The organism is Paenibacillus caui (assembly GCF_019904135.1).
In the GTDB taxonomy this organism is placed as follows: domain Bacteria; phylum Bacillota; class Bacilli; order Paenibacillales; family Paenibacillaceae; genus Fontibacillus; species Fontibacillus caui.
This window is the reverse complement of the sequence record NZ_JAIOGQ010000022.1, coordinates 66,412-81,790: the sequence shown is the minus strand read 5'-3', so window position 1 is coordinate 81,790 and position 15,379 is coordinate 66,412. Positions and strand designations below refer to the sequence as shown.

At 51.4% G+C, this 15,379-nt stretch carries 14 protein-coding genes and 2 pseudogenes; 10 read left to right on the top strand and 6 right to left on the bottom strand.

Annotated features, from left to right (window positions below; translation table 11 throughout):
* Nucleotides 1-112, top strand: a pseudogene (locus K7397_RS22050) (group II intron maturase-specific domain-containing protein); the annotation flags it as partial.
* A 139-nt stretch (nucleotides 113-251) separates the two neighbouring features.
* On the opposite strand, the gene ilvD reads toward K7397_RS22050, so the two are convergent.
* Entirely contained in the window at nucleotides 252-1,937 is a 1,686-nt protein-coding gene (gene ilvD, locus K7397_RS14085; protein WP_223068577.1) for a dihydroxy-acid dehydratase, read from the bottom strand.
* A gap of 276 nt (nucleotides 1,938-2,213) precedes the next feature.
* On the opposite strand from ilvD, the gene K7397_RS14080 reads away from it, so the two are divergent.
* Nucleotides 2,214-2,834, top strand: coding sequence for a hypothetical protein (locus K7397_RS14080; RefSeq protein ID WP_223068576.1), 621 nt, complete (start codon nucleotides 2,214-2,216; stop codon nucleotides 2,832-2,834).
* A gap of 89 nt (nucleotides 2,835-2,923) precedes the next feature.
* Here the strand turns inward: K7397_RS14080 and K7397_RS14075 are convergent, their stop codons facing one another.
* Together K7397_RS14075 and K7397_RS14070 are read right to left on the bottom strand one after the other, a co-directional pair.
* On the bottom strand, nucleotides 2,924-3,178 hold the full coding sequence (locus K7397_RS14075; protein ID WP_223068575.1) for a KGG domain-containing protein: 255 nt from the start codon (nucleotides 3,176-3,178) through the stop codon (nucleotides 2,924-2,926).
* A gap of 123 nt (nucleotides 3,179-3,301) precedes the next feature.
* On the bottom strand, nucleotides 3,302-4,351 hold the full coding sequence (locus K7397_RS14070; RefSeq protein WP_223068574.1) for an acyltransferase family protein: 1,050 nt from the start codon (nucleotides 4,349-4,351) through the stop codon (nucleotides 3,302-3,304).
* 223 nt (nucleotides 4,352-4,574) lie between these two features.
* Between K7397_RS14070 and K7397_RS14065 the strand changes: the two genes are divergently transcribed.
* The 3 genes from K7397_RS14065 (at nucleotide 4,575) to mgrA (ending at nucleotide 7,215) form a co-directional block, all read left to right on the top strand.
* Nucleotides 4,575-5,339 carry an HAD family hydrolase gene (locus K7397_RS14065; RefSeq protein WP_223068573.1) on the top strand — a complete coding sequence of 255 codons (765 nt, stop codon included), beginning with the start codon at nucleotides 4,575-4,577 and terminating at the stop codon, nucleotides 5,337-5,339.
* A 35-nt stretch (nucleotides 5,340-5,374) separates the two neighbouring features.
* On the top strand, nucleotides 5,375-6,121 hold the full coding sequence (locus tag K7397_RS14060; protein ID WP_223068572.1) for an NAD-dependent protein deacylase: 747 nt from the start codon (nucleotides 5,375-5,377) through the stop codon (nucleotides 6,119-6,121).
* An 89-nt stretch (nucleotides 6,122-6,210) separates the two neighbouring features.
* Nucleotides 6,211-7,215, top strand: a complete 1,005-nt coding sequence (gene mgrA / locus K7397_RS14055; RefSeq protein WP_223068571.1) for an L-glyceraldehyde 3-phosphate reductase — start codon at nucleotides 6,211-6,213, stop codon at nucleotides 7,213-7,215.
* A 56-nt stretch (nucleotides 7,216-7,271) separates the two neighbouring features.
* Here the strand turns inward: mgrA and K7397_RS14050 are convergent, their stop codons facing one another.
* From K7397_RS14050 to K7397_RS14040, 3 genes are all read right to left on the bottom strand, one after another.
* Nucleotides 7,272-7,592 carry a luciferase domain-containing protein gene (locus K7397_RS14050; protein WP_223068570.1) on the bottom strand — a complete coding sequence of 107 codons (321 nt, stop codon included), beginning with the start codon at nucleotides 7,590-7,592 and terminating at the stop codon, nucleotides 7,272-7,274.
* Nucleotides 7,593-7,681: 89 nt separating this feature from the next.
* Nucleotides 7,682-9,085, bottom strand: coding sequence for an MFS transporter (locus tag K7397_RS14045; protein ID WP_223068569.1), 1,404 nt, complete (start codon nucleotides 9,083-9,085; stop codon nucleotides 7,682-7,684).
* A gap of 226 nt (nucleotides 9,086-9,311) precedes the next feature.
* A complete protein-coding gene (locus K7397_RS14040) occupies nucleotides 9,312-10,190 on the bottom strand; it encodes an AraC family transcriptional regulator (protein ID WP_223068568.1) in 879 nt (292 codons plus the stop codon).
* 161 nt (nucleotides 10,191-10,351) lie between these two features.
* Here K7397_RS14040 and K7397_RS14035 point away from each other — a divergent pair, with 161 nt between their 5' ends.
* From K7397_RS14035 to glcT, 5 genes and pseudogenes are all read left to right on the top strand, one after another.
* The gene (locus tag K7397_RS14035) at nucleotides 10,352-11,533 is read left to right on the top strand and encodes a galactokinase (protein WP_223068567.1); all 1,182 of its coding nucleotides are present in this window, start codon (nucleotides 10,352-10,354) and stop codon (nucleotides 11,531-11,533) included.
* Nucleotide 11,534: 1 nt separating this feature from the next.
* Nucleotides 11,535-12,524, top strand: coding sequence for a UDP-glucose 4-epimerase GalE (gene galE, locus K7397_RS14030; RefSeq protein ID WP_223068566.1), 990 nt, complete (start codon nucleotides 11,535-11,537; stop codon nucleotides 12,522-12,524).
* Nucleotides 12,525-12,535: 11 nt separating this feature from the next.
* Nucleotides 12,536-14,122, top strand: a complete 1,587-nt coding sequence (locus K7397_RS14025) for a UDP-glucose--hexose-1-phosphate uridylyltransferase (protein WP_237690921.1) — start codon at nucleotides 12,536-12,538, stop codon at nucleotides 14,120-14,122.
* 74 nt (nucleotides 14,123-14,196) lie between these two features.
* Nucleotides 14,197-14,385, top strand: a pseudogene (locus tag K7397_RS14020) (hypothetical protein); the annotation flags it as partial.
* Between the two features lie 136 nt (nucleotides 14,386-14,521).
* Nucleotides 14,522-15,361, top strand: coding sequence for a glucose PTS transporter transcription antiterminator GlcT (glcT, locus tag K7397_RS14015; protein WP_223068564.1), 840 nt, complete (start codon nucleotides 14,522-14,524; stop codon nucleotides 15,359-15,361).
* The last annotated feature ends 18 nt before the right edge of the window (nucleotides 15,362-15,379 follow it).

The window sequence follows — 15,379 nt, the reverse complement described above, 5'->3', positions numbered from 1 at the left end:
CCGGCGTGGTGCATGGGAAATGTCTCGAAACACAAATAATGCCCTTCCGACTTCTTTCTGGGAAGCGAAAGGGCTGAAAAGTTTGCTTTCTCGTTATTTGGAACTTCGTTAACCTTTTGGAACCGCCGTATGCGGACCCGCATGTACGGTGGTGTGAGAGGACGGGGGTTAGCCGCCCCCTCCTACTCGATTCCGGAATGAACGCGCAGCATTTAGAGTTGAAGCTGTACATTCATTCCGGTCCATGAAACTTAAATTTTCAGCACTCCGCCTGAACTTGCGTTCGTTACGAGCTTGGAATAACGGGCCAAATAGCCGGTTTTCACCTTCGGCTCGAAGCCTTTCCAGCCTTCACGGCGGCGGGCGAATTCCTCGTCGCTGATGTGAAGCTCGATTTTGCGGTTGTTTAAGTCGAGCTCGATAATATCTCCGTCTTCAACAAAGGCAATCGGTCCGCCTTCGGCAGCTTCCGGAGAAATATGGCCAATACTGATGCCGCGGGATGCGCCGGAGAAGCGGCCGTCGGTAATGAGGCCGACTTTGGCGCCGAGGCCCATCCCTGCGATTTGCGAGGTAGGAGCCAGCATTTCCGGCATGCCCGGTCCGCCTTTAGGGCCTTCGTAACGAATAACGACAACGGCTCCTTCCTTCACTTTTCCGTTTGCAATGCCTTCCAGCGCTTCCTCCTGGGAGTCGAAGCAAACGGCCGGTCCCTTGTGGTAGCCTCCAACGGAAGGATCAACCGCGCCTACTTTGATTACCGAGCCTTCAGGCGCCAGGTTGCCGTAAAGAACAGCCAGTCCTCCGCGTTCGGAATACGGATTGTCCAGCGGATGGATGACTTCCTTATCCAGAATCTCATGGCCTTCTACATTTTCGCGAAGCGTTTTGCCGCTAACCGTCATGCACTCCCCGAATATAGCGTCCGGTTTCTTAAGCAGTTCGTTCAGCACGGCGCTTACGCCGCCTGCCCGGTGCACGTCTTCGATAAAATAGTTGGATGCCGGAGCCAGCTTGCTGATATGCGGCACGCGGTTGGCAACTTCGTTAATCCGCTCCAGCGGGTAGTCGATGCCCGCTTCCTGGGCAAGCGCCAGCGTATGGAGCACGGTATTGGTCGATCCGCCCATGGCCATGTCAAGCGCAAAAGCGTTGTCGATCGATTCTTTAGTTACGATATCACGCGGCTTCAGATCAAGCTTGATCAGCTCCATCAGCTGTTTGGCCGATTCCTTGACGAACTCGCGGCGTTCTTCAGCAACAGCCAGAATCGTTCCGTTGCCCGGCAGGGCAAGACCCAGCGCTTCGGCCAGACAGTTCATCGAGTTTGCCGTAAACATGCCGGAGCAGGAGCCGCAGGTCGGACAGCCGAACTGTTCAAGTTCAAGCAGGCCCTTGTCATCGATTTTGCCGGCCTGATAAGCGCCCACGCCTTCAAATACGGAAGTCAGGGACAAGCGGTTGCCTTTGCTGTCTACACCGGCTTTCATCGGTCCGCCGCTGACGAAGATCGTTGGAATGTTGACGCGAAGCGCGCCCATCATCATACCCGGAGTGATTTTGTCACAGTTCGGGATGCAGACCATGCCGTCGAACCAGTGCGCGGAAACTACGGTTTCCAAGGAATCTGCAATGATTTCACGGCTTGGCAGCGAATAGCGCATGCCGATATGCCCCATTGCGATGCCGTCGTCAACGCCGATCGTATTGAATTCAAAAGGAACGCCGCCGGCTTCGCGGATGGCTTCCTTTACAATTTTGCCGAATTCCTGCAAATGCACATGACCTGGAACAATATCGATATAGGAGTTGCATACCGCGATAAACGGTTTGTCGAAGTCCTCCTCTTTGACTCCTGCCGCACGTAAGAGGCTGCGGTGCGGCGCCCGGTCAAAGCCTTTCTTGATCATGTCGGATCGCATTTTATTTGCTGCCATGATGTATTGTCTCCCCCCAAAATATGCAGAATGAAGTTTTAGAAATGTAAACCGCTAAAGCTTTTCTTTACAGTCTATCACAACCTTATTTTGTTTTCTACCATTTAGCGTAAGCTTGATAGGTCGGTTGCCCGGGTAACGAACCGAAAGGGGCAGGATTTTCCAAAAGCAGGTGGAATTACATAGAGAAGCACAAGTCAGAATACAGCTTTCATGGGGGTTAACGGGAAGGAATGGGTATAAATTTGAGACTAAAGCAGGAGAGGAGCCAGAAAAATGGGAAGAAGCTGGGGACTACTGGTCAGCAAAGCTTATGAATACAGCGATGAGGCCAGAGCGCTTGACGAGCAGCTGCTAAGCCTGATGCGGCAGCGCAGGGAATTGTCGAAAGAGAAACCTTTATATCCGGGCGGTGAGCTGGTGGAAGAATGGGTTGACCGGTTCGGCATAAGCGAATACAAAATTCATGAACTGCTCAGGATGATCAACGGTCCGGTACGCAGAATGAACCGTTCGGACTATAAAGGAGAGCTCCGGACGGTTGTTCCGCTGATGAAAACGATGACCGCGGGGGATTTTATTTTTCAAATGACTCATATCATGCAGTATGACAACTGGAGCGAGCTTACGCTCAACATCAAATACAATGGTACTGTAGGAGGACGAGCCAATCTAGATCCCAATCTTACCCTTGCCGTGTATAGTGAACTGGAAACTTATGAGGTGAGGAGGGGAGGGGGCAGCGGCGGCTCCGAAGAAATCACGATGCAGTTTATAATCACTCCTCCAGTTCCCGATCAAGTGGATGAAATTTCATTCGCATTAGTCCCGTCCGAACCGATTTTTGAACCGGAGATCAAAATCAAAGTGCTGGAAGAGCCCGTCCGCTTCAAATAAAATGCCAAACAAAAGAAGCCGCCGAATGTTCCGGGGCTTCTTCAATTATGGGCGGTTATCTGAATTAAGCTGCTTATAGACCAAGGCCATCATTTGCTGCTGCGGGACTGGCCGCCCTTTCTGCCGATTTCCCGGTAAAATTCCTTGTCATGGGATTCCGCAGTGGATGTTCCGCCTTTCTGTCCGATTTCCTGGTAAAATTCACGGTCATGCAATTTGGAGGTGGCCAGTCCGCCTTTTGAACCTATCTCCTGATAAAACTCCTTGCCATGGTTTTTGGAGGTGGCCTGACCGCCCAGACGTCCCGCTTCTTCCCGGCTCATTTTTCCTTTGCTACGTGCCATAAAAATCACTCCTCAAAAAGTAATGGTTTTTAATGCGCGTACTTTTATATACCACCGCTCACTAGGTTGAAACAGGTCCCGGGGAAAATGAACCTGAATTTTGGCCTTTCAGACCCAGTTGTGTTATTTGGTCATACGTACACCATGGACGGTCCTGAATCTCCGGGTCAAGCTGAATAGCCATTCTACCGGAGGCTCAATGACTGGCGAAGTGATTCGCCGTATGGCCGGCTGGCAAAGCAGGACGGTCAGGAGAGCGGCAGATAGAACGAGCGAAGCAGCCGATAAGGGAGTGTGAATGTACGCATACAAAGGAGAGACGGCCGCAAAACGAACGATCAGGCCATGCAGCAGGAACACGTACAGCGTACGGCGTCCCCAATCCGTCATCCGGCATTCCCGCATAGGAACGAGAGACAGGAAGGCGGCCGAGGCACACAACTGCAGAGCATACATCCCTAAGCGCAGCAGGCCCGCATACCACGTGTATTGGCCGAGCTGGCTATAGGTCATGCTCCCGTACAGCCAGCCGACCGGGAGATGATTGCCCCAGACCGCTGCAGCAGCGAGCAAAACGGCTGAAACGGAAAGCGCGGCATAGCGTATTTTGGAGGTGAAAATTTTCACAACTAAATCCGCAGAAAAATGAAGTCCCGCGACGAAGAAGGGCAGGTACACAAATGTTCGGGACAGGCTGAACCAGGTTCCATCGACATTGGCGTAACCAATAGCGATTCCAAGGAGGGTTGAAACGGCCAATTGCAGCAGAGGCGGCCATTTGCGCATCAGAATCGTGATCAGCCGCCAGAACAGATGGCTGGCGAGAAACCAGAGCAGCAGATACGGGACAAAGAAAGAGTGGTGAATACCGGCCACCTTGAATAGTGTCAAATCCAAGACCGAATATAGGCTCTGAAATATAACGTATTGCAGGGCAATTTGCAGCATAAGCCTGCGTCCGCTTTCGCCAAACCGATTATGTCTAGCAAAATATCCGGTTGCGAAAACAAACAGCGGCATATGAAAGGTGAAAATCCATACATACAGAGCATGAAGTCCGGGCATCCGGTAAACAAGCGGCTCGATGGCATTGCCGACAAACACGCATACAATGAGCAGAAACCGTAAGTTCAGGAAATAATACTCACCTTTCCAGGCATTCAATCTGTTCATGTCCTGTGGCTCCTTTTGAGTAGCTACCCGAGCTATTCGCACCAGCACTCCTAATGTTTTTAATTTTAACTTTTTGAGTTAAGTGTAAGCGATAACAGGAGTACAACCTGTGAGCAACATCACTATTGAAAACGCTACCAATTTACATATCTATGACGAACTGTTGAATTGTTGAAAAACGAAAAGGTAAAATAATGATAGAAGAGTAACAGGGGGGCTGAAGGTGCCTTATTGCGACATCAATACACGAAGGATTCCTTTTAAAGGCATCTTGTTTGACAAGGACGGGACACTACTCGATTTTGTTCACCTTTGGGGTGAATGGGCGTCTAACGTAACGAAGCTGCTCGAGCACCATTTGGCTCTTGCCGGAGGGAAATTGTTATCGGATCGCTCAAAGGTCCTCGGTATTAAGCTGGACTCGGATGGCAGCGTGGTCGATTATGATCATCAGGGGCCGCTTGCGATGGCTACGGAAGAGGAGACGACGGCCGTGCTGGCCTGGCAGCTGTATGCAGCGGGAATTCCCTGGAATGAGGCTATGCAGCAAGTGCGGCAAATGCTGAAAACAGCGATGCAAAAGGTCAGGGAGCAGCGCGGCGCAAGGCCGATGCCCGGACTTCTTCAACTGCTGGAACGTTGTGCCCAGCTTGAAATTCCGCTCGCTGTGGTTACGGCGGACCGTACATCGGAAGCGCGCCTTCATTTGGAATGGATGGGGATCCACCCTTTCTTCACGTCCATAGTAGGGAACGACAGGGTTAGGCGCGGGAAACCCGACCCCGAAATGGTGCTGCTGGCCTGTTCCGAGCTTGGGATCCGGCCCGAGGAGGCGATTGTCATTGGCGACAGCAACGGGGATATGCAGATGGGGAGGCAGGCCGGAACGGCGCTGACAATTGGTTATGCGCCAGACGGATGCTCCTCCCATTTGCTAGATGCCGATGAAGTGATCCGAAGCTTTAATGAATTAATACCGCAAGGATAAGCCAGATGATATGAAAACTGGGAAGGAAGATGGGTATGGGATCTAATATTGACCGTTTTGCAGAATGGATTCAAGAGAGCAGCCGGATTGTATTTTTTGGCGGAGCCGGGATTTCTACGGAAAGCGGCATCCCGGATTTCCGCTCAGCGGCGGGCATTTATCAGACAGAGACGAACTCGCCTTACACTCCTGAAGAGATACTGAGCCGCCCGTTTTTCGATAGACACCCCGAAGTGTTTTTTGATTTTTACCGTTCCAAAATGATCCACCCGGAAGCGAAGCCGAACGCCGCGCATCTCTTTCTGGCCCAGCTTGAGCAGCAAGGCCGTCTGACAGCCGTTGTCACCCAAAATATCGATGGTCTGCATCAGCTCGCAGGCAGCAAAAATGTGCTGGAACTGCACGGCTCCATTCACCGGAACTACTGCATGAAATGCGGGGCGTTCCACTCGCTGGATGAAATTATCGCAAGCACCGAGTCGGTTCCTTCCTGCCGGGAATGCGGAGGAGTTGTGAAGCCTGATGTCGTCCTGTATGGAGAGACGCTAAACGACAGAACGATTGAACAGTCGGTCAAAGCTATTGAAAACGCGGATATGCTGATCATAGGCGGGACGTCGTTAACGGTTTATCCGGCTGCGCAATTCGTCAATTATTTCCGGGGAAATCGCACCGTCCTGATCAATATGGCTTCTACAGGATATGATCATCATGCGGATTTGCTGATTGCAGAGCCTATTGGAAAGGTATGCGAGGCTGCTGCTGAAAGGTTGCATACCTAGGAACAGAAGGCAGGCACAGCGAGTAACCGTTTTCTTATGAAAACCTGGATGAAGAACTATCCTATCAATGGAAAGGCAGGAAACAGGAAATGGCATATTCACCGAGCGAAGAAAGATATGAAACGATGAAATATAACCGCGTGGGCCGTTCCGGTTTGAAGCTTCCCGCCATTTCACTAGGGCTGTGGCACAATTTTGGCGGTGTGAACACCCTTGAAAATGGACGCGAGATGATCCGCAAAGCGTTTGATCTCGGCATTACCCATTTTGACTTGGCCAACAATTACGGACCTCCTCCAGGTTCTGCCGAAGAAATGTTTGCCCAGGTACTTCAGAAAGATTTGAAACCGTTTCGTGATGAACTCGTTATTTCCACGAAAGCGGGCTATTATATGTGGCCTGGTCCTTATGGCGAATGGGGATCGCGCAAATATTTGATTTCCAGTCTGGATCAAAGCTTGAAGCGCATGGGACTTGACTATGTGGACATTTTCTATTCGCACCGCTTTGACCCGGAAACTCCGCTTGAAGAAACGATGATGGCGCTGGACCAGATCGTCCGTTCGGGAAAAGCTTTGTATATCGGCATTTCGAGCTATTCCGCGGAAAAAACGGCCGAGGCCATTTCGATTCTGAAGCAGCTGGGCACGCCGCTGCTCATTCATCAGCCGAGCTACTCCATGCTGGAGCGCTGGATTGAAAACGGCCTGCAGGATGTGCTGGAGGAGAACGGCGTCGGCAGCATTGCCTTCTGTCCCTTGGCACAGGGCCTGCTGACCAGCAAATATTTAAACGGCATCCCGGTAAATTCCCGGGCCGCCAGCCCGACAGGCGCGCTTCAAGAGAGCAAGATTACGCCTGAAGTACTCCGTAAAATTCGCGCCTTGAACCAAATGGCGGCCACGCGCGGCCAGAGCCTTGCCCAGTTAGCCCTTGCCTGGGTGCTGAGAGGCGGGCGGGTAACTTCCGCGCTGATCGGAGCAAGCCGCGCTAGCCAGATTGAGGAAAACGTGGCTGCGCTGAATCAACCGGATTTCACCGAAGAGGAATTAAACCGGATCGAAACGATCCTCAAGACGGACAGCGGGAACTAAAGCCTTCCCGCTGCTTTTCCGTCTGGGACTCAAGTTCAAAATAGACACTGGCTTTCTTATACCGATTTTTCAGCGAGTTTATCATACTTGATTCGCAAAAGCTCAATCGCTGCGTCCAAATCGGCATCGGACTTCAAATAAACGGATACCCAGCCAGAATCCGGATAGACGTGGTGGGGGCTTGCCTGTCCGGCTGCAATCACTTGATCGCGGACCGGTTTAGGCAAAAGCAGGTCGACCAGATGGTCGCCATGCATGTGTCCGATTTCTTTTCCCTTAAATTGAAATTCAATTCCTCCAAAACGGTGAGGCTGCTGCGTTACCCCGGGCCATGAAAGCAATTCGCCGGACAAAACTTCCCTCGCGTTGTTTGCCATTTAATCCGCCACCCTTCCTCTTTTTTTATTCGACTAATCATTTGCTTAATTCATCATAATCGGAATGTAATGGATGTCTTGCAGCCCGGTTAATCCATCTCGGCGTTCGCCTGGTCTGCTTCTGTTTTCTGAACAGCTGCCTTCCTTCTTCCAAACAGAGCGTTGTAGAATATCAGAATGCCTACATGCATGGCGGCCAGAACGAGATAAATATTGCTGTAAATATAACTATTCGGATAACTGTTTACCGGGTTCCAGGAGGCAGAGGAACCAAGCGCGATCAAGATGCTGTAAACGCCTGAGGCTATGCCCTGCGAAATAAAATTGATCATGGAGAAAAGCCCCATCCCTACTCCCACCTGTTCTTTAGGCAGTGTTCTTGAAATCGAGTTGGACATTGCAATGAGCATGAAAGATTGCCCGACATTACCCAAAATTAAAAAGCTGGCGATCCATGCAGACAAAGCTCCGGTAAAAGTGGAAAGCAGGACAAAACAGGACATCAGCGAAGCCGAAGCGATACCAAACAAATATGCATTGCCTTTCAGGTCCGCCAGTTTCCCGCCTTTCCGGCCGAGAATGGATGAGGCTGCCGCAGCAGGAACCATAGCAAATCCAATCCACTTGGAATCCAGTTCATATACGTCCGCAAGGAGAATCGGGGTCAGAAAATATAAGGAGGCGCCTATGGCATTGATGAGAAAAATAAGGGTTAGACCGAGTGTATAGGTTCTGTTGTGAAACAGTTTCGGTTGAATAAACGGCTCCTCCGCATAGCGGATTCGCGCAATAAAGAAGGGCAATGCCGCCAAACCGCCAATTAATAACCACCAGGCCCGGTTCGTGATGCCAAGAAGAAGCAAGCCTGTGGCGGCGGCAAGTAATCCTCCACCAAGCCAGTCAAATCTTCCGGATTCTTTTTTCGGATCATGCTCTAAATATTTCCGGTAAAAGGGCAGCGTGATCAAGATGAGAAGGGGAGGGACGAACAGCCACCGCCAATGAGCGACGCTGACAATGAGCGCAGAAACGACCGGCCCTAGAGCGCTGCCAATGGCAACCCCTACCGCAGACATTCCCAAAGCGGAGCCTCTTCGCTCAGGAGGAAAGTAGCGAATGGGGATGATCATGGCTGAAGCCGGAATAGCCGCAGCTCCGGCAGATTGCAAGCACCTTCCGAGAAGAGCGACCCAGAAGGTATGTGAGATCAGCCCGACCATTGAACCGATCGCAAAGATCAAAAGTCCGAAGGTCAGTATATTTTTCAACTGAAACCGGTCTGCCAATTTCCCGTAAGTGACAGTACCGAATGCGTAAATAAGCGTGTAGGCAGTAGACAGCCAGCTTGCCTCAGCGATAGAAAGGCTGAACTCCTTACTGATTTGCGGGAGTACGATATTAAACATTAAAGCGCTCATCGATGAGATGGCCACGGTAAACATCAACAGGCGCATCAATTTCTGCCCTTTTGACTGCTGTGGGTACTTATCCATTCGGCATGACCTCCTTTCGTTTAACGTATGCAAGTGCTAACTTACGTCTGGTTCTATTTAAAGCCAGGGCATTTAATGCCCTAGCGAATATCGAGACGCTTACTTCAAGACTGTTTGCATCGGTAGTGATAATGGATCCTATTTCGATGATTGCAAGTGCTTGCTTTCAATTTATATTGTATGCCGGACTTGTTAACAAGTCAATAACGGTTTACGCGGAAATTTCCTATGACTCGTAGCTTCCGGAACTTCCCGCTGTTACCGCATGCCTGTACTGACTCGGCGATTCGCCATAAAAGCGTTTGAACTGGCGCGAGAAATAGAGCGGGTCGGTGAGCCCGACGGAGGCGGCGATTTGCTGGGTGGACAGATCGGGGCGGTCCCGCAGCAGGTGCCGGGCTTTGTCGATCCGCAGCTTGAGCAGATAAGTCACTGGCGACAGGCCCGTTCCTTTCTTGAATACGCGCGACAAATAGGCCCGGTTGTACCCTAGCCCCGAGCACATATCCTCAATGGAAATGGGATAGGCATACTGGCTCGTCATATAATGGATCATTTGCTTTACGACCCGCTGCACGCGGGCTTCGCCGTCAGCGGCATTCGTACCGGAAAGGAGGGAATGCTTCGCTTCGGCCATGATCAGGTACAAGTATCCGAGCGAGGCTAGCTGCGCTCCTTCTTTTTGTTCACGGAAAACGGCCAGTGTGGATCGCAAAGCTTCCGGTATGGGGCTGTTGTCATTATCCGCCGCATGCATGATCGGCGACGTTGCGGAGAAGCCGGCCTCTGCCGCAAGCTGCTGTGCACCTTTGCCGCTGAACGCGAGCCAGCGGTAGCGCCAGGGCAGACTTTTGTCCGATTCGTAGCTGACGAGTTGGTCCGGCTGGATGAGGAAGCCGCTTCCGGCCTGAAGGCGGTAGGTCGCTTCTTCGGTCCGGAATTCGCCTCTTCCCTGTTCTACATAGTGAAACAAATAGTAATCATAGATTTTAGGTCCCAAACGGTGCAGCGGAGCTGTTTGGCTTTCGCCCGCAAACAAGACGCGCAGAACATTTTGCCCGGAAAATTCAGGATTGGCGGCAGACATGTAAGTGGATGGTTCCATAACGGAAATGTCCTTCCTTCATCTGAATGTTATGCATTCATCATACTCCCGAAAGTCACATTAATCCATATTTAAAACGCATTCATACATTATCAACTTACAGCGAGTCTTATATAATTGGATTAAGCTTAAGCGATGATCTTTAAGGGCGGGGTGAACGCATGATTAGCATGCAGGAGAAGAAGCAGCTATTTATTTCTCATTTTGGAGAAAGCACGAAAGAGATACAGACCTTTCAGGCGCCCGGACGGGTTAATCTGATCGGAGAACACATTGATTATAACGGCGGCTATGTCCTACCTGCCGCACTGGAATTTGGAACGACTCTGCTGATTCGTGAACGGGACGATAACCGGGTTGCTTTCAAATCCGCCAATTTTCCTTACGAGGCGCAGATGTCTGCTGATGAACTCGGAACGCCTAAATCCGGGGAATGGATCGATTATCCGGTAGGCGTTATGGTAGAGCTTGCCAAGCTAGGCTGCCCGCTCACGCACGGTTATGATCTTTATTTTATAGGAGAAATTCCGAATGGCGCCGGATTGTCCTCTTCCGCCTCCATTGAAGTGGTGACGGCTTTTGCTCTGCTGTCTGCCGAAGGAAAAGAACGGGATACCGTGGAAATTGCCAAGCTGTCGCAGCGGGCCGAGAATCAGTACGTGGGCGTGAACAGCGGAATTATGGACCAGTTTGCCGTAGCAAACGGGGCCAGAAATAACGCTATCCTGCTTATGTGTGATACACTTGAATACAAGAAAGTTCCATTCAATACGGGGTCCTATAAGCTGGTGATCGGCAATACGAACAAACGCAGAGGTCTGGTCGATTCCAAATATAATGAACGACGGAGCGAATGCGATGAGGCGCTTCGGCTTTTGCAAGAGCATGTGCCGGAGCTGGAATTCCTTGCCGGGCTTAATCCAGAGAAGTTCGGAGCGCTCGAAGAGCACCTTCTTGGCGAAGTGCTGCGCCGCCGAGCCAAGCATGTCGTTGAAGAAAACGCCCGGGTATTGAAGTCTGTAGAGGCCCTGCAGCGGAACGATTTGCAGCAGTTCGGCATTTTCATGAATGAATCGCATGATTCTCTTCGCGATTTGTATGAAGTAAGCTGCCGGGAGCTTGACGTCATGGTGGAGGAAGCCCGTAAAATTGGCGGAACCCTCGGATCAAGAATGACCGGAGCCGGCTTCGGCGGCTGTACCGTTTCACTCGTCCATGAGGACGATGTGGCTAGATTTGTACACAATGTCGGTGAAGCCTACGAGCAGCGTACAGGGCTTGCAGCGGATTTTTACGTCTGCGGTGTAGGCGATGGAGTTCACCAAATAAAGGGGGAAGCTTGAGATGGCGATTTTGGTTACCGGCGGTGCAGGCTATATAGGGTCGCACACGGTTGCGGAGCTGCTGGAAAGAGGCGAGGACGTGGTTGTTCTGGACAACCTGCAGACAGGCCACAGGGAAGCGCTGCTTGGAGGCAAGCTTTATGAAGGGGATCTGCGTGACAAGGAGCTTCTTTCGAAGCTGTTCTCCGAGAACAGCATTGATGCCGTCATCCACTTTGCCGCCAACTCGCTCGTTGGGGAAAGCATGCAGAATCCTGTGAAATATTACGACAATAACGTGTATGGAACGCTCTGCCTCCTGGAAGCGATGCAGAAGGCGGGCGTGGCGAAAATCGTCTTCTCGTCTACGGCGGCGACATACGGCGAACCGGAGAAGGTGCCGATTGAAGAGACGGACCGTACTGCTCCGACTAACGTGTACGGGGAAACCAAGCTGACCATGGAGACGATGATGGGCTGGTTTGATCGCGTGCTTGGCATCAAATATGTGGCCTTGCGTTATTTCAATGCAGCCGGCGCGCATGCGGGGGGCCAAATCGGCGAAGACCATCAGCCGGAAACGCATCTGATCCCGCTCATTTTGCAGGCTGCGCTGGGTCAGCGTCCGTCAATAGCCGTTTTCGGAGACGATTATCCGACAGAGGACGGAACCTGTATCCGCGATTATATTCATGTGAGCGATCTTGCCGATGCGCATCTGCGCGCCGTCGATTACTTGAGAAAGGGCGGAGCGAGCGACGTATTCAATCTGGGCAACGGCCAAGGGTTCTCGGTCAAGGAAGTCATCGCCAAGGTGAAAGAGGTGACCGGGATCGATTTTCCGGTAGAACACAAGCCCCGCCGTGCAGGCGATCCGGCCGTCCTTATCGCATCGTCCGAGAAGGCGCGCCGTGTTCTTGGATGGAGTCCTTCGCGCGATAACCTTGATGTCATCATCGAAAGCGCGTGGGGGTGGCACCGGAATCACCCGCAGGGCTATTCAGGAAAGTGAGGATGAAGTTCATGGGAAAGCGCGCAGCGGAAACGGCAGGCTTAAGAGAAGAAGCGCTTAAAGCCATCGAACGGCTGGTTCATTTTGCCCTTGAGCATTCGCTAATTGACTGGTGGGACATGGAATACGCCCGCAACCGTTTACTTGAGCTTTTTAATGAGGATGATCCTTATACCGGTGAAGCGGATGCGGCGCTGCTGGACAGTCCGCAAAGCTTATTGAATACATTGATTGATTATGGTTACTATATAGGCCTTATTCCGGAAAATACAGATACTTACCGCGATCTGCTGGACGCGAAGATTATGGGCCTCGTGATGCCGAAACCTTCCGAAGTGATTGCTTCCTTCCGTAGTACGGCCCAGGATGAGGGAATTGAGGCAGCGACCGGCAGGTTCGTCAAGCTGTGCACCGATGCCAACTATATCCGTATGGACCGCATTGCAAGCAACGTTTACTGGAAGCAGGAAACGCCCTACGGCAACATGGAAATAACGATCAATTTATCCAAGCCTGAGAAAACACCGGAGGAAATAGCCGCGGCTAAGCTGCTCCCTCCTCCGGCCTATCCGAAATGCCAGCTGTGCCGTGAAAATGTCGGATATGCCGGCAGAATCAACCATCCGGCCCGCCAGAACCTCCGGGTCATTCCGCTTACGCTGAATGGCGAGCCATGGTATTTCCAATATTCGCCTTACGTTTATTACAATGAGCACAGTATTGTTTTTCGGCATGACCATGTGCCTATGAAGCTTACGAAGGATACTTTCCGGAGGCTGCTTGATTTCGTCCGGCAGTTTCCCCATTACTTCATCGGGTCCAACGCGGATCTGCCGATCGTGGGCGGGTCGATTCTGACGCATGATCATTTTCAAGGCGGAAAACACAAGTTTCCGCTGGAGAAATCACCGCTGGACGCTGTGTTCCATTCCGCCAAGTACCCCGGTCTCACGATGGGCATCGTTCGTTGGCCGATGAGCGTGCTTCGTTTGTCCGGCGCAGATGCCGGCATGCTGCTGGAGGCAGGAAATGACCTTTATGAGCTGTGGAAAGGCTACAGCGATCCGGAACTTGGCATTTTTGCCCATTCCGAGCAGGAGAGAGCGACCGTTCGTCATAATACCGTTACCCCCATCGTCAGACGAAGCGCGGACGGAGGTTATGAAATGGATATTGTTTTGCGCAACAATAGAACGGACGCCGAGCATCCGGAAGGCATTTTTCATCCGCACCGGGAAATGCATCATATCAAGAAGGAAAATATCGGTCTTATCGAAGTGATGGGCCTTGCCATTTTGCCGGGCCGGTTGAAAAAAGAGCTTGCACTCATTGCCCGTATCCTGTCGGGCGACGATGAAATGCGGATGGGGGCCCTCGCCGGAAAAGTGCCGGAACTGGTCCCCCATACCGAGTGGATCGGGTCACTGCTGGAGCGCTTTCGCACCGGACTGCCGAAAGAGAGGGCGGAGGCGCTGCTTCAGGATGAGGTTGGACGCAAATTTGCCGAAATTTTGGGACATGCAGGCGTGTACAAAAGAACGCCGGAAGGTCAGCAGGGTTTGCGCCGCTTTGCGGAAGCCGCCGGGTTCACAGATTAGCGAGCAAAATACTTCGCTAGTTTATGGCGATGAACATTTCAGCAAACAGGCCGAAGCGTTCCAGAAGATACCGGCAAGGTGAAGGCGCATCCAGAGTCAGCAATTATGTTACCGAGCTGATGGCGACCGCTCCGGAAATGCTCCAAAATGTGTCAGGTATCCAGCTCGATTCCCTGATCAAAGGGCTAACACGCAAAGCCGGGGGCATGTACCGGAAGCCGTTCCCTCAAATAATGCTTTACAGAAAGAGTAACTTCGGCTAGAAAGTATAGCGTCGATCAGGAAAAACGAGTATAATGAAAATAGTGTCCCGCTGACGATGGTTATGCGCTTATTAGCCTGTGCGAACCAAACAACCGCCGGCGGGATTTGATTTTTCGATAAAAAAGAGGTGTTAAAGTGAACGGCCTTCAGGTGGCTAAAGTGCTTAATAACAACGTAATTATTGCTAAACATCCCGAGCACAGCGAGGTAGTGGTCATCGGGAAAGGCATCGGCTTTAACCGCAAGCCTCGTGAAATGATCCCGCTGAGATCGGTTGAGAAGCTTTTTATATTGAAAGATGCCACGGAGCAGGAGCAGTACAAACAGCTCGCTTTGCAGGTGGACGAGAAGCTGATTGAAGTTCTTAACGAAATTATTATGTATATTGCCCAGCTTAGCCAAACTCCGCTTAACGAGCACATTCATATCGCGCTGACCGACCATATTGCGTTCGCCATCAAACGCGCAGAGCAGGACATCGCGATACACAACCCGTTCTTGTTCGAAACAAAGGAGATTTATCCGGAGGAGTATGAGCTGGCGGAATTCGCCATAAATACTATTCGGGACAAGATGGGTGTTGAACTGGGCCAGGACGAAACCGGCTTTGTTGCACTCCATATTCACAGCGCCATGACCAATCAACACATCACAGAAGTGAAGGCGCATTCACAGCTGATTGCGGATATGGTGGAGATGGTGGAGAAGCAGCTTGAATTTACCGTTTCCAGAAATTCGCTGGACTATGCCCGGTTGCTCACCCATTTGCGCTTCGCCATTGAACGGATTCGCCGCGGCGAAAAGGTACATGAGCCGGGCAAGCTGGAAGATTTGCTCAAGGAGGAGTATCCGGAGCTGTACGATCTGGCCTGGAAGCTGACCAAAGTGATGGAGAAACGGCTGCACAAGCCCGTTTATCAAGCGGAAGTGAGCTATTTAACGATGCATCTGAACCGCATTGTCCCAAACATGTAATTTAATGAATTTAATGCT